Below are 15225 nucleotides of genomic sequence, written 5' to 3' on the forward strand. Positions count from 1 at the left end.
CGAAACCCTGCCTCGGTTCGAACCCGGCGAATGCGCTGATCGCTGGCATGAATTTATCTCAGACGGTCGTGAGGTCGGCGGTGACGACAATCGCAGACTCAATATATCTGGGCAGGCAGGCTACAGACTGATTCCATGCTCGTATTGCTGTTTATGTTTCGATGCGATCTCCTGTTGAATCGACTTGGAGGTAGTGATCTCTGTTGCATGGGCGCTTTGGTGCGATACATCGCGTCCGAGAGCAGAGGAGAGTTTCTCCCGGTCGTTGGTGAAGAGCTGCGCGTCTTGCGCTCCGCGCGAGACGGCCACGTAGGCCATGCGATTGTTGAGCAGGTCCTTGGCCCCCAGCTCGGTATCGACATGGATCAACACGCGATCGGCGGTCTGACCCTGACTGGAATGACTGGTCACCGCATAGCCATGATCGAGATGCGGGTGCTTCTCCGGATCAAGCTCGACGGCACGGCCCCCATCCATCTTGAGGGATAGCCTCCCATCCTCGCCGATACCCTCCACCGTCCCCAGCTCCCGATTGGCAACCTTCAGCTCATGGGAAGGCGCGGTTAGCTGCACCCGATCTCCGATGGAGAAGGCTCGCTCCTCTTCGCGATAAACGGAGACACCCTGTTGACGGCGCGGGTCGTAAGTCTTCTCCATGCCGTCCTTCATCTTGACGGAAAGCCGGTTGCTGGCTGGGTCGGTCTCCGTCACCTTTGCGTACTCGCCTTTGTGGATGCCAGTTTCTTTGGAGTCGCGCGAGTAGCGCAGCACGTCGCCGACGTTGTACCGCTGGGCCCATGTACGATCTGCGCCGGTGAGATCCTGCCGGGGAACGAGGACGTGCATGCGATGCTCTTCCCGACCGACAACGCCTTTAGACTGCATCTCCGCATGAATCGCTTGATTGATCTCCACGCGGGAGCGGTTGTCGGGTGAAACAACCAGCGTGCTCTCCGGCGACCTCGCATACTCCTTTGCGATGGCTGCTATGCGTTCGTCATGGCCTTGTACCTCATGGATGCGGCCCTGCTGTTCTAACCCTGCCAGCGCCGCTCGGACATCGCCTGTCGCGAGTTGCTCGACCGTCTGTTTCAACTCCGGGTCGCGCTGCCGCACGATCTCATCGAGCTTGACTGTCTTCATACCCGCCTCCTGAAGCTGGGCGAAGATCCGTCCCGCCTCGACGGACTCATGCTGCCGGGTATCGCCCACTAAGAGAACGCGGTCGTTCGGATGCAGGCGGGACACGAACTCGTGCATCTGTTTGGTGGATGCGAGCGAACTCTCGTCCACTACATAGAGCCGGTGCTCGCCGGTGTCTACCCTCCGGCCCTGGGCAAGATGTGACTGCAAGGTCCTGGTCTCAATCCCGGCCTCACCGAGCTTCTGCGCGGCCCTCGATGTGGGCGCAAAACCCTCCACGGTATATCCAGCACTCTCCGCACCCTCGCGCACGACTGCCAGGGTCGTTGTCTTGCCCCCGCCCGCGACTCCATCCAAACCGACGATTTTCTCGCGCGAAAGAAAGATTTCATCGACGGCGCGGAGCTGACCGGAGTTCAGCTCCCGGTGGCGATCCTCCGTCGCAATTCGAATGTCTGGAGAAACCAGCATCGGGTCCTCGAAGCCGAGCCGGTTGCCCGCTTGCATGTGGGCGATGGTCTCGCGTTCCATACGCAGCATCGCGGCGGTCGTGTACTGAGGGCCCGTCCCCACATTCTCAACATGGCGAAACTCCCCAGCCTGCGCCATACGCTCGAATTCCTCCCGCACTTGGCTGGAAGTCGCTTGGCCCATGCCACGGTCAAGGGCCGCTGCGAGGATGTCTTTCCGGGCGTGGACCGCACCCCGCTCGAAAAGATGATCGCGGGCGTAGGTCACGGCTTGTTGCGCTTGGCTCACGCCCCGTTCCGGTTCCCGGGTCTGCTGCTGGCCTTGCTCCCTGGCTTGGGCAACGATGCGATCCGCTTGATGGCCATACTGCGCGGCAAGATCCCGGTGCCGCTGCAATACCTCTTCGGGCGAAAGCAGCTCCTTGCGATCGCGCGTCCGGTGCGCGGCGATCTGCGCCGCCGAGGAGCCGTCCAAGCCCTGCTCTCGCTTGTAATCCTGGATCTGTTCCCGGCGCAGACTGGAGGCTTCGAGATACTCCTTCGTATAGCCCTTGATCTCGGGCTGCCCGTAGTCCCCACGCTCCAACTGATACCCCAGACCCTGCAACCGTGTCGCCAGCTCAGATCGGTAGACAGCCGTCACGTATTTCTGGGCGGCGTACAGCTCATGCGACTGCACGGAGCGGGTCAGCTTGCCGGGACCGGCGTCGCGTTCGGTGACGTTGAAAATAACGGCATGGGTGTGGAGTTGAGGCGCGGCATAGCCATCGACGGGCCGCGCGGTGTCGTGCTCGAAGGTCGCGGCAACGAACTTCCCCGTCGTCTCCGGCTTATGGACGTTGCCGATCCGCGCCTGGGTGAACTGTTCTAACTCCCCTAGGGCTACACGGACGCTCTCACGGTGTGCCTCTCTTACGCGATCGTCGCCGCCCACAAGCGCGGTGATCGAAACCGACTTCGGCGCGGAGATGGTTCCATCCCATCCAGCACGGTGCTCCACGCTGGTGACTTCCTTGCCGATCTGGTTTTCGTAGGTCTTCTGTGGCTGATGGCGAACGAGCTGTTCGCCAGTCAAAGGATGTTGGCCTTCTGTCAGCCGGGCGAACTCTTCATTGCCGACCGGACCTTGCAGGCCCCACCTCTCGGCCAGTTTGCCCTGCCACTCGCTGTAGCCCTGCCGGTCCCGGCTCCAGTAGTTTTGCCCCTGGGACGCGAACTCTCGCTCGTGGTACGTCCGTGCCTGGCCTGCCGATAACGGTTTGGGAGACATCGAGAGCATGGGGTTTGCTCCAAACGACTAGATGGGCCACAGCAAAATTTTATGCCACGTTGGTAAACACAATGCGACTTATCATTACCAAACCCGATTCGGAACCCTTGGCCTCTGATAACGACGCTACTCGTTCTGGTAGTCCGCTCCCATGTCTTCGCCATAACGGCGCACAACATCCTCGACGTCGATGTAGTCCTCTGGTTCGATACCAAAGAACTCTATGGGATCTTCCTCCTCTGCAGTTGTGTAAATTCCTCCAAGGTCAGCCTCTTTCAATTCCTGGTAACTGACGAGAGAAAGGTCGCAGTAGGCGCATCGTAGCCTATTCGGTAGAACGCGAACTTCACGGCGGATAACATTGTCATCCTCATCGATCTTCACAGGGCTTCGACTAACTGTCTCCCCGCCCATGACAGCGACGTTCTTACACGCCGGACACGGACACTCGCGACGTAGTTTGGTTCCGTGCATCCACGATGCTATAGCTGCGGGGGCCCTACCGTCCCGTGCAACTTTGTCTTCAGGACTAAGAGCTTCATAGGCCTTCTTCGCGGCTGAGAGTTTGTCTTGAACTTCCTTCTTGAGTGTGTCGCGTCGATCTTTGATCGCTTCTAGCGCGACTTCACCGTGATCTCCAAGAAAGTCTCTAAAGTCCCTGCCAAGATGTGCGAGTAGAACCTGAATGACTTCGTAACTCGCTGGAAGCCACTTGGCATTGTCAATGCCTTCGAATGCTGCCGCTCCCGTATGGAGTTCCGAGTTTCTCCTGTCTGCAACAATCAGACAGTGGCCAGACATTTTGTCGGTGAAGTCCTTGACGAATATGCTGCATCTCGCAAAGAGGGCTTTAGCTGCGATTGACTTCGGTATTCCCTTTGGGACTATGCCGAAGGCATACTGAAGATTGTCCGGCTCCTTGGGGTCCGCAAGCAGTACGGGGTGGACGTGGGAGAGGGCGGAACGGGCCAGAAGCTCAAGGGACAAGCTCATCCAGAAAGCAAAAAGCGCTGAGTTAACTGGTTCGTTATGCGCCCGCTGCGCGAATAACTTCGCTTTGTTGTAAAGGGAGTCAGATGCCCAATCCATTTTTCGCTCCAAGATACCAACGACGCAGCCGACGCGATGGAGCGGATTCTCCTCCGACACCACGTGCGTGCATGCAGCGCCAGTTGTCGATTATTAAAAATGCTCCCTGGGTCCATTCGAAAGATACCTGCCGAGTATAGCTAGCAAGAAGCCCAGAAACGTCGTTTAGCGTTGTTTTGTTTTCACCAGCCGCCGACATGCAGTACGGATCGTAACGAATCCTTGCGATTCCAAGTACTGTATCCAACACGGGAGAATAGAATCTTGACCGCCCGCCCCCTAAAAACACCCATCTGGGGTTCGTCAGAAGGTGGGGCCTCTCCTCTAACAATTTTGCCTGGTTCGTCACCCACGCTTCCGTTTTGCAAGATACCTCGCCCGGATCAACACATTCGAAAACAAGGTAACGTGGAGGGCTTGCTAAGTAGGCGGCATCCGTGTGCATGGGTTGCGCAGCCGCGCCTGTAAAGGAGGACAGTGAGCCTGGCCGAGCAGCTGCTCGACCAATAGGAATGAGTTCCTCAAATCCACGTTCGAACGGATTGCCTGTCCACCTCTGGTCTAACCCGGCAAAAAAGTTACCCAAAGCGGAGGCACTCGGATTTGTGAATGCCGTTAGCCCGCGTTCGTCTAGTTCTCTGTCAGCCGCCTCGTGTATGAAGTTCTTCACAGATATGGCGCTCGGCTCAAGGGACAAGTTTTCCTCGTGGATATATGGCAGTCGATTGTTGTCAGAAAGTATCTTAGGCTCTTCTCACAGGTTGTCGCCAATTGAAGTTTTCAGCCGATACCGACAGCGCAACACATTTTCGAGCAAGGGTGCCCTGTCGATAGCAGATATTAGTCCTCATAAACACGCATCTCGTCACTCAATCCCTTTGCGTTCATCCCACACAAACCCTTCCCTGGGTCTTCCGTTAGTGGACGGCGGATCGGCGAGAGGTAGCGAAGCCTGGACTGCCGCCGTCGGCTTGGCGTGTTTCGGAGGCGACGTGTGTGCCGACGGCGCTGGCACCGAGGAAGTCGGCCCAGGCACGGCCTGCGGAGTCTTCCGCTCTATAAAATCAGGTTCTTTCGAGCGTTTCTTTGCCAATCGGAAGACGACCGGCACAACGCGATTCTCTTGCTTGATGAAACCGTGCAGCGGCCTAAGCCCAGATATTTCCGAAGGCATGATGAGCGCTTTGGTGGCAATCTCCATCGCATAGGACTTCTTGCTGCCGAGCAGCCCCATGCTGCGTGACTCCTTCAATCGCTCGACCTCGATCTCGCCGATAGCGTCGGAAATCCACTTGGCCGCGCGCGGCTCAGAGGTCTTGAAAAATACCTTCGTAGCGGGCTGGGAGAGCATGACTTCGGCGTCATGGCCGTAGCGTTTTTCGAGTTGGCTGCGCCCCTGGAAGCCGAGCACGACGGGATTGCCGTACTTGCGATTTTCAGTCACCGCAGTGTGAAGCTGGGGCAGCTTGTTCAAGCTGGCCAGCTCATCAATGACGAACCATACCGGGTTGGCGGCGGGATCATCGCAGGGGCCTTGCATCCGCAGGATGAAGAGATCGAGCCACACCGAATGGAGCGGCAAGACCTTTTCCCGATAGTCGGGGCCGGAGGTCAGAAACACCCAGCGCTTGCGCTCCTTCCTCCAATCAGCTGTGGCGAAACTCGCACGTCCGCCGCCTCCCTCGGGCAGTAGCTCGAAGCAATCCGCTACCAAGTTGAGACTCGACAGTACCCCGGCACGCTGCGCCGGAGCTGCTGGATCAATTAACGCAGCCAAAGGTGTTCCTTCCACGATGGAAGCCAACGCCTCCGGGTCGCTCATCCATTGCAAAAGGAAGTGCGTCGGCATCCGACGCCGTAGCATCGCGGCAAGCAAACGGCGCGGGGCGTCTGTGAAGAATGCCTTCTCGTACTCCTTCTCTGGAAGAAAAGCTGCGGCAATCGTAGCGGCGGTCTCATCGCGCACGATCTCCTGATCAAGACTCCAGTAGGGACACCGGGCGTCGAGAGGATTCAGGATCAGGTCGCCGCGACTGGGGTCATAGAACTCCCCCACGAAATCCATCGCCGGGTCATAGACGATGGCCGTCTCACCGCGCTGCTGTACTTGACGCAGGATCTGCCGGATGGCCGTCGATTTACCCGAACCGGTGTCACCGATCAGCTCGATATGGCTGGACTCCAAACGGCGCGGAATCCGGAAACTCGGCCCGAACGGAAGCCAACTCCAAGGAGCTTTTTCAAAGCGCAAGTGGAAAGAAATCCCATCCGTTCCGAGTCGGCGACGCCAGCTGCCCGACAGCAATTCGGGGCCTTTGGTGCGCCGTCCGTGCCGCTCCTCATGCTGCCCACTGCGTCCTCGTCTAAGCTGAAGCCGGAGCGCGTACAGCAACAAAATCCCAGCCAAGCCGTAGATCATGGGCCGTGCGAAGAGCCACAAAACGCTCTCGCCGTCGTAGATCGTAGCCTGTAGATACGGAACCAGCTCGGAGGAGCGAACCTTCTCCGGAGGGGTCTGAACCACTTCGCGCCAACCCTCCTCGATGGCTTTGGGCGAGAGGCTGACTGGCAGTTTTGGACTCGGCCCAGAGACCGCATCCTCTGGCAAAAGCATTTCGGGTTTTCGTCCGGGAGCGGCCTTCATCACCCACCGGATGGTCATCAGATTGCCGGGCAGGCGAGTACCTACAGTGCTCGCAGAGTATACCGGGAGATAGATTTTCTGGAGCGGCGGGAGTGTCCAAGCGAGCCAGGCGGAGACCGAAACAATGAGCGCGAGCGGCCCCAGGGTGATCCAGACAAGTAGCCAGAAGAGCCTCCCTGTCCGGCTCGGAAACTGCATCGGGCGGCTCAGGGCTTGCCCCCGTTCTGACTCCCGTCCTGCCCTCCCTGGGCGAGAAAATCCGCCATCAACTTCCGCGCGCTTTCGAGCTTCCGCACGTCGGCTTGGTCACGGATTTTTAGCACGGAATCAGGGAGCAGATGCTTGCCTTCAGCGTTCGCCTGGGCGGTCGCGTGGAAGAGATTCAGGAGCAGATATCGGGTCGCCGAGACCTCCGAAAGCAGCAGCTCCATCGGGTCCGCTGGACGTTGCCGCGCCGTCTTCAGGGCCAACTCGCGCAGCCATTCCGCAAGCGACTTCCCGTCGCGCCCAGCGGCGGCTTCGACCTCGCGCAGCTCTTCCGGAGTAAGTCTGGTTGCTACCGTCTTGGCGCGGAGGCCAGGGCGAACTTCATCGTCGGGTGGCGATGGAGGATGCGCCGGGGCCGGGATGCGAGGAGTGGTCATGGGGAGGGCCACCTCAAAAACAGAGTGCATCCGACGACGGCAATAGTCAACCCATGAAACCGCACTTGCCAGTCAAGTGCTTTAGTATTCAATGCGTTTACGCGAAAGCGACAAAGTGAGTCCAGGCGGCAACTGGCGTTTACGGACGTAAACGCGGAACGGCTAAGTAGCTGATGGTAATCGCGTTTACCGCCGGGAACTTCCGGTTTACTTACATCTCCCATTTGGGGGTGATGTGTCAGCTCTACAACCGCTGCGTAGCAGCGTCGGGTTGTTGGCCTCCACGCATCCACGGCGACAGCCTTTAGGTCTGCAACAGAACCGCAACCGGGCATTCGTGGACGCGCACGGTAGGCTCGCGTGCGACAAATCGCTCCCCGAGTGGAAACTGGCGGAAGGGGAATGAGCGGGGCATCACCCCCACCAATACCGTCACCGAGACCGACTTCGGCGCGGAAAACGTCGCATCCCACCCGGCCCGGTGCTCGACTGAAGCCACCTCCCTACCGTTCTTGCCTTCGTAGGTCTTCGATACGGAGTGCCGGACGAGCTGCGCCTCTGTCTGAGGATGCTGACCTTCGCTCAACCGAGCGAAATGCTCGGAGCCGACCGCACCCTGTAGGCCCCATTGGCTGGCCAGCTTGCCTTGCCACTCCGAGTGACCCTGCTGGTCGCGGCTCCAGTAATTCTGCTTTTCGGACGCGAACTCGCGTGCGTGATACGTCCGCGCATGGTCGGCTGAGAGCGGTTTGGAGGAGATGGAAAGCATAAATCCTAGGCCTTTGTACTATGCAACGCGTTCTTCAGACGTTCCCGTAAGTCCTTGTTTGGTTCAGCTTGGAGAGCTGTCCCGAGCAACCACTCAGCCCCCTCAGGCCAAGTTGATCGAGGCCACTCAAGAAGAGCATTAAGAGCCATATTCCGATTCCGGGTAACCGGACTTTGAATGCCAGCCTTGAGAAATTTCCAGCCATGCTCTGGGAACCTCTTCAAATCCTGCAATACCCAATCGAGCGCTCGATGCGCCTCATACTTCTCTCCAAAACCAAGCGAGTCTGTCGGCCCGGTTGCGATCTGCTCTAACGGAAAAACTCCGTCTGCAAACCGCAGTACCTCTTCGATCTGCGCTTCGTCTGTCTGTTCAAGAAGCCGATACCAGGAGGACGATTTCAATGGCGCAGCTTTGACCTTTGCGAAATGAACATTCCGTGTGCTGATGCCGAGCTGTTGGGCTGCTGCATCAGCTTGATAGAAGGCTCGGTCTTCCTCTGACAGGAGACCTTGATCCACTTTGTTTCGCCATTCTGGGCGTCCTATCTGATCGTCGCACTGGGCTTGTAGTCGAACGCGCAGTCCATCATCCCATCCATTCGACAATCGCTCTCTCCACCCGTCATCGTTGAAAAGGAAGTTCTTCAAACAAGCGAGGCAGAGCAAGTGCTCAAGGTCGAGATCCGCAGTGCCGGTCACATGTCTTAGATACTCTCGAACTGATTCTGGAGCCTGAGGATAGTCATCGATGGAGTCTGCTGGCCCTCCATAGACAAGTGCTTTGAGGATAGCGGCGGCTCCATCCAAAAGCTCTGTATCAATGTGCGTTGGCCTGAGGGCTTCATGCAGTCTGCCAGTCTTCGCACAGACACCAGCAAGGTACTCATACATCACATTATTTCGAAAACCTTCGCGCAGCATCCATGCCTGAATGTCGCGGTTTTGGGTGCCGCTAAGCCTCTCGACCACCTGAACTCGGCCCCATCCGTGAACTCGTTTAGCGATGTTCCACAATTTCTGTTCAGGATCGGTTGAAAGGCGGGCGACAGCTTTAGCCGCATACAAGGTGAACTCATCGTGAGTCGCTAGCAACTCCAAAACGGGCAGGTCGCTTTCATTGCCCGCTAGCTCAATCAGCATGAGCCCCAGCTTTACGTTCTCCTTTTCATCGGCTTCATTTGCTAGGTAGCGGCCGGTTTCAGTAACTCGGGATTTATAACGCCGTAGAAGACCTGCGCCGATCGCTTGCTCAAGGCCATCTGCTTCGGAAAGCAATGGTTCCCTTCGCACAGAGGAGTACAACGCCGAAAGGTTTTCGGCAGTGGCGCGATTCAGGAATCTCTCCAGCGCGCTGAGGAGTTCGGTCCTCCTTTGCTCTGGGCCGACGGCTTCTGGGTCGAATAGATGGTGACTTGTTACACCGTCCAAAGCACCTGCGGTCCAGCCAATCTTGTTTTCGTCCCTGTCTGTTTTATCCGGAAGGTCAGCGTCTCCTCCTTGAGCCTGAACGTAGGCAAAGAGAGATTGGCCGGTCCACGGCGGCGTGATCCCTTTGAGAGACCAAGGTCGGAAATTTAGGAGATTCATCATTGGCATGTTCAACAAACTCTATATGCAAGGAGCACTGAAACCTCTAATCGATCCCTTGCGATCCCTACCGCGACATCCTAACCGAAGGTGGGCACCGAACCGACCTAAAGCCAAATCTAAAATAGACTCTCTTGTGTCAAGTGCGGGGGATAGAATGTGCCGATGATGACGAAGGGATTTTTTGCCTTACGGACGTGCCATTCGTACGTCGTGCCAAGGAATAGGTACAGGTCTTTGGTTTTGACAAAGTCATCCATGTACTTCTGGCGTACCTTCTGGACGGCCTGATCCTTGCCGTAGTATTTTTCGCAGTTCCAATATAGCTGGCCGATTTCCCAATCCTCGATCATCAGCTTGCTCTCGACACCGGCATCGTCCTTGAAGCGGTACGAGAATTTGTATGGGAGCTTTGGCATGATCTTGAAATCTTCGAGGTTCTGATCCTCGAAAAGATGACCTTGTTTCATGCTGTTGAGAATTCCGTTGATTTTGTCGTGCGGCCATTCGGGCTCGGCGACCTCTGCGACAAACTCAAAGACCTCGGCGGGCCTGAACACAACAAGCGAGATTTTGTTGTGGTGCGCAAGACCAATGATCTCTTTCAGGTTGGTGTAGATTTTCTTGTTGCCGAGAACTAGCTTTCGGCGATCCGCCCATTGACGCTCGGTGCCGATTTCATCAAGGAGTTTGATGTCGCTCGTGCTGAGAACACGGTAACTTTCGGGTCGCTGGTCCCCTTTGTTACGAGCGATATCTACCTCGACCCATTGGTATTTCTTGTATTGCTGCCCCTCGTCGAGCAGCCGGAAGGGAATGGGATAGAGGCGAATCCACGAGCCATCCTCACGAAAACCCGCCGTGCAGGCCAGTTCCTTATATTTTTCCGAGATGGTCGGATAGGTTTTGACGGTGATTAGGACTTTCACTTTGGCATTCTCTTAGAGAACTTCAGATGTGATGGATGTCGTGTTTCCAGCCTGGGAGCGCGGACATTGCTTTTGCAACGCGCCCCCGATGGCACATGCAGACATCTGCCTCAAAACAGGTAATCGCAATCCGCTTGTTTTTCAGGAAGATGTCGAACAGATCTTGTAGCGCCTTTCCGTTCTGCTTCAATTCCTCTTTTTCGTAGGAATTGAACAGGCGGTCGTAATCGGCTTGGGTATTCAGCTCTTGCCGTCTGTCCGACGCAATCCCAAGCTCCGGGATATGCACATAGCCAATTCCGAGCTTCTTGACAGTATCGGAGAGCGCTTTTTTGGAGAAACCATATTTGCGGCTTAGGGGATTGCGGCGCACGTCTACGAGCGTCTTGACGCTGTTTTTGATGAGGCGATTCAAATAGCCTTCAAGGGAAGATCCCTCGTAGCCGATGGTAAAAAAGCAAGCGGCAGCGGCGGCGGGGCGCGCAGCCGTAATTGCGCTGACCTCTTGATTGTTCATGATCTTCGCGGCACGTTCGCTGTTGATGGCGTAATAAGGATAGCGGCGGTAAACGTCCTGCAACAGCTTCGTACCCTTCAGGTGCGAGTATTTGGCGTAGCAGCGGTCAAACGCTGCCCCGTCGACTAACCCTTCCGTCGAAAACCCTTCCTGTAATTGCCAGTCATCGGTATCGGCCAAAGCGCCAATCTCGACGAGGCGGCGCTTGTCAGCATAGGACTGGAACGAAAAACTGCCGAATCTGTAAGGCACGAATTCAAAGGACGGCTCTTGCTGGAATTCCCGCGTAAACAGGAATAAATATTTTTGGAAGTCCGTGCTAAGCAAATGGCCGCCGAAGGCGCTGAGCAGTCCAATTAGCGTTTTCTGGCGGTAATTCATGGTGAACCTTCATTTCGGAGTACAAACTCAATGGTACAGATTAGCTGCTGAAGCGACCCAAAGGAAGAGGTTTGCGCGAAAGCCGTACCCGACTAGACATTCGCTAGGCCTGTCTTTACCAGACGCGCCGCCATCGGGTCATAAACGAATTGGGTAATGCTTCCGTCCTTGATGCGCTTGACCGCCTCGTCCACCACAAACAGCGGGACCAGGAACCACTCGCGAGGTTTGATTGGATTGCCGAAGCGGTCCTTAATTTCGATGTCCAACTGCGCGGGATCGAAGACTCGATGAATCAGGTTTTCGAGCTTGACGCGGTTGACGTTGTAAAGAACGTAAGTAGCGACAACCTCCACTTCGGCCATCAGGAAGGTGGGGTCCAGGCTTGCGTTTGCGACGCGCGTTCCAATCTTTCCTCCGGTGACGCCGATTTTATGCAATACCTCACGATGGGCTGCAACGATTGGATTGTCTGACTTGCTTCTCAGAACATAAATGGTCCCGCTAGCAAGATCGTCCGCGTCGTGTTCATCCGCGAACAAAGGCCCCGCGTCAGGGTTTGTAATGATGCGGCCCGCCTGCTCTTTATCGGGATAAAGAGACCGTTGGAACGAGCGCATGAGTATATTGCTTTCGGTCCCGTTGTCATAGATGATGCGCAAGCGGCTGTCCCTGCGGTCGTACCCAGTTCTAAAGCCCTCTCCGACCTCAGCAACGTAGGCAACCTGGCCGCCAACGATGAAGTATTGGCCTTTCTGAATCTCGGCCATCTTGATCTGATCCATCGTCTGAACAGGGATCGACTCACGAACGCCGGACTGCAACTCTCTTTGAACCTTCTCGATGAGCGGCTTGAATACTTCAAAATCCTCACAGACGGCACGGTTGGCAATCTCTTCGGCAGCACGTTTGTCTGCGCTCTTACGAACGTGGTGCAGCTCAGTGATGCTTCCCGCGTCTGGAATGTCTTTCAGCTCGGCTAGCAACTCTTCGTCATCAATCGCCTCATGCGAAACGTCCACAATAATCTCCCCACCAGCGAGCAACCCTTGATGGTCGAGCGCCGCAAGCAACGAGCGGAACTCCGGCAGCGTGCGCAGCCGGTCGAGACGCACAGCATACAACCTCTCGAAGATATCGAGATCTTCGCCGTGTTTGGGTAAGCGGCCATGCTTCTCGACAAACCGCTGAATCTCTTCGAAACCAGCGATGACGCGCTCGTCTCGCGGCGAGCGGCCACCTTTCTTCTCCGACTCTGCAAAATCGCTGAGTTCCGCGCGCAGTTCATCGAGATCAATTTCGCTCATAACGGCCCTCATCTTTGTAGCGTACAAAGGCGGCAGCACCTTCCGCCATCCGCCTTTCCCAGGCATCCTGCGAATCAATCGATGGAATCCGGCCACGTTCCTTCTTGAACTTCACAGCGCGAATTGCTAGCTCCTTTGCCTCTTCCGGTGTCAACTTCGTCTTCTTCGCAGAAATGGCAGCGGCAACCTGTCTTAGATTGTCCTCGTTCATGGTCTTACCGAGGATTGCCCGGGCCTCACCAAACGGATTGATGCGGTCTATCAGGTCAATATCCAATTCCCGCACATCCATCACATACCTGCGAACGCCGTCGATCAATGCAGTATTAGCCGACGGTTCCGTGCCCCCACCACCAAGAACTTCCTTCTTCGCCTGTTGCGTCAGAGCGAGCGCAGCAATCGCGTGCTGGCGCACCGCTTCCTGATCCTCGGTATCGAGTTCCGGGTATTTATCCTTGATGATCTTGCCCAGGCGAACCTGTGTCAGTTCTTCAGGCACCAAATCTTCATTGAATAGCCCTTGCTCCACAGCAGTCTTGTCCTGAACGAAAGCAGCAATCACCTCGTTCAAATCTTCTTGGCAGATACGCGCGGCTTCTACACTTTTCGGCGGAGTGAGTCCCTTGATTTCAATCTGGAAGCGCCCCGTCTGCTCATTGAAGCCGACGTTACACTTATCAGGGTCGTATCCACCTTCGCCATAATCGTAGCCGTCCGCAGGCCGATTCTCCGAGTTCTTCTGCCTGAACTCGAAGCGCGGCGCAAGCACCTGTTCCATAAGCAAGCTGGCGGCAATGGCCTTCAAGGTGTCGTTCACCGCTTCGTTGACAGCCTCATCGGAGGCATCTGGAGCTGCAATCAAGTTCGAGAACCGAGTACGTATTTTGCCGGGAGCATCACGTGTAGCGCGTCCAATAATCTGCACGATCTCCGTCAGACTTGAACGATATCCGATTGTCAGCGCGTGGTCGCACCAAATCCAGTCGAAGCCCTCCTTCGCCATGCCGAGGGCAATAATAATGTCCACGTTGTCGCGATTGTTCTTCTGCGAAGCATCCTTCAGGGAAGCCAGCACCTTGGCGTGCCTATCCGGCCCATCATCAACAAGATCAGCTATCTTCAGGATGCAGCCATCCGCCAACCGCACCAAGTCAAAGCCTGTCGCAGGGTCTTTGCCCTCCCAGCTTCCCAGTGCTCCCATGATCTCGCTTACTTCCGTCGTCTTACCGCGTTTCGTACTTTCACGCGAGTTGACATTGGGGATGTGGATGATGGTTTTCTCAGAAACATCCAGGACTTTCGGGATGTCCTCGATATACGACCCGCTGTAGAAGAAGTAGCCTATGTCGAGCTGCTTCAGATACTCGTATCCATTGAGCTGTTCGTAATAGGTATAAGTGATGGTGTCAAATTTTTCTTCATCTTGCGGAGATAATACGGCCTCTGCATCGCCGCGGAAATACGATCCTGTCATGGCGACGATATGGACGCGCTCGCGTGCAATGAACTGGCCGAGATGTGCGCCGAGCTTGTTGTCCGGGTTAGCGGAGACATGATGGAACTCGTCGACTGCGATCAGCCGGTCGTCAAACTTCTCCACACCGTACTGATCGACCGCAAAGCGGAAGGTCGCATGCGTACAAACCAGCACCTTATCACTGCTCTCAAGGAATGCCCCAACAGCCTGCACTTTACTTCCGTTGTCGCCACCTGGAGCATTGCAGAGGTTCCACCTCGGCTCAACATGCCAATCCGACCGGAAGCCAAACTTGGTCAACGGTTCATCGTTGAAGCTCGCTCCGATGGACCGCTCGGGGACTACGATGATTGCTTGCTTCAAGCCTTGATGTTCGAGTTTGTCGAGGGCAATAAACATGAGCGCGCGGCTCTTGCCAGAGGCTGGAGGTGATTTGATGAGAAGGAACTGCTCACCGCGCTTTTCGTAAGCGCGTTCCTGCATAGGTCGCATGCCAAGAGCATTCGCCCTGGTCGAACTTCCATTTCGGGCATAGGAAACAGACACCATCGGAATTTCGGTTCGAGATTCGATGAATGGCATCGGTAGCGTCGCTTTGACCAACTCTCCTTGAAAAGGTAGTAGCGCTTTTTCGATCTGCTCCCCGGTTATATAGGCAGTTTTTTCTTTGCCGGATTGTCGAGATACTTCCAGAAGAATCAAGCCGCCATTTTCGCCACCAAGGAACACGTCTCGCAGGCTCACTTGCCCGTTACGCAGTTTCTGGAAGAGCTGAAGCGACATGGTCTGCACATAGTATTCATCGACGGCCTCGATAGATCTGATCCATAACACAAGGAATACTGAGCCAAGTTGATTTGAGGATGCAAATAGGCGTGGGCCATCGTAGTACTCGTAGATCTCGAGTACCTTCAAACGTCCGAGGATTGTTCCATTAGCGAATGTTTCCATCAGGCCAACACCTTGAACACTGAAGCGTGATTGAAGCCATCAGGT

11 protein-coding genes are annotated in these 15225 nt (G+C 55.9%); all 11 read right to left on the minus strand.

Annotated features, from left to right (window positions below):
• Positions 1-120: 120 nt before the first annotated feature.
• Positions 121-2892 carry a MobF family relaxase gene (gene mobF, locus HDF08_RS03055; protein ID WP_179637105.1) on the minus strand — a complete coding sequence of 924 codons (2772 nt, stop codon included), beginning with the start codon at positions 2890-2892 and terminating at the stop codon, positions 121-123.
• A 117-nt stretch (positions 2893-3009) separates the two neighbouring features.
• A complete protein-coding gene (locus HDF08_RS03060) occupies positions 3010-3972 on the minus strand; it encodes a hypothetical protein (protein ID WP_179637106.1) in 963 nt (320 codons plus the stop codon).
• Entirely contained in the window at positions 3956-4417 is a 462-nt protein-coding gene (locus tag HDF08_RS22080) for a TauD/TfdA family dioxygenase (RefSeq protein WP_373563167.1), read from the minus strand. Before HDF08_RS22080 ends, HDF08_RS03060 begins: the two co-directional genes overlap by 17 nt.
• Positions 4418-4837: 420 nt before the next feature.
• A complete protein-coding gene (locus tag HDF08_RS03070) occupies positions 4838-6616 on the minus strand; it encodes a type IV secretion system DNA-binding domain-containing protein (RefSeq protein ID WP_179637110.1) in 1779 nt (592 codons plus the stop codon).
• 206 nt (positions 6617-6822) lie between these two features.
• Positions 6823-7260, minus strand: coding sequence for a plasmid mobilization protein (locus HDF08_RS03075; protein ID WP_179637112.1), 438 nt, complete (start codon positions 7258-7260; stop codon positions 6823-6825).
• Positions 7261-7564: 304 nt separating this feature from the next.
• Positions 7565-8029 (minus strand): relaxase domain-containing protein, encoded by a 465-nt coding sequence (locus HDF08_RS03080; protein WP_306459658.1) that lies wholly within the window; start codon positions 8027-8029, stop codon positions 7565-7567.
• Positions 8030-8034: 5 nt separating this feature from the next.
• Positions 8035-9627 (minus strand): hypothetical protein, encoded by a 1593-nt coding sequence (locus HDF08_RS03085; RefSeq protein WP_179637114.1) that lies wholly within the window; start codon positions 9625-9627, stop codon positions 8035-8037.
• A 110-nt stretch (positions 9628-9737) separates the two neighbouring features.
• The gene (locus HDF08_RS03090; protein ID WP_179637116.1) at positions 9738-10547 is read right to left on the minus strand and encodes a hypothetical protein; all 810 of its coding nucleotides are present in this window, start codon (positions 10545-10547) and stop codon (positions 9738-9740) included.
• Positions 10548-10569: 22 nt separating this feature from the next.
• The gene (locus HDF08_RS03095; RefSeq protein WP_179637118.1) at positions 10570-11445 is read right to left on the minus strand and encodes a DUF488 domain-containing protein; all 876 of its coding nucleotides are present in this window, start codon (positions 11443-11445) and stop codon (positions 10570-10572) included.
• 92 nt (positions 11446-11537) lie between these two features.
• Entirely contained in the window at positions 11538-12752 is a 1215-nt protein-coding gene (locus HDF08_RS03100; protein WP_179637120.1) for a GIY-YIG nuclease family protein, read from the minus strand.
• On the minus strand, positions 12739-15180 hold the full coding sequence (locus HDF08_RS03105; RefSeq protein WP_218884484.1) for a DUF6575 domain-containing protein: 2442 nt from the start codon (positions 15178-15180) through the stop codon (positions 12739-12741). The genes HDF08_RS03100 and HDF08_RS03105 overlap by 14 nt, the downstream gene beginning before the upstream one ends.
• Positions 15181-15225: the final 45 nt, after the last annotated feature.

This window comes from Tunturiibacter empetritectus, assembly GCF_013410875.1.
Classification (GTDB): domain Bacteria; phylum Acidobacteriota; class Terriglobia; order Terriglobales; family Acidobacteriaceae; genus Edaphobacter; species Edaphobacter empetritectus.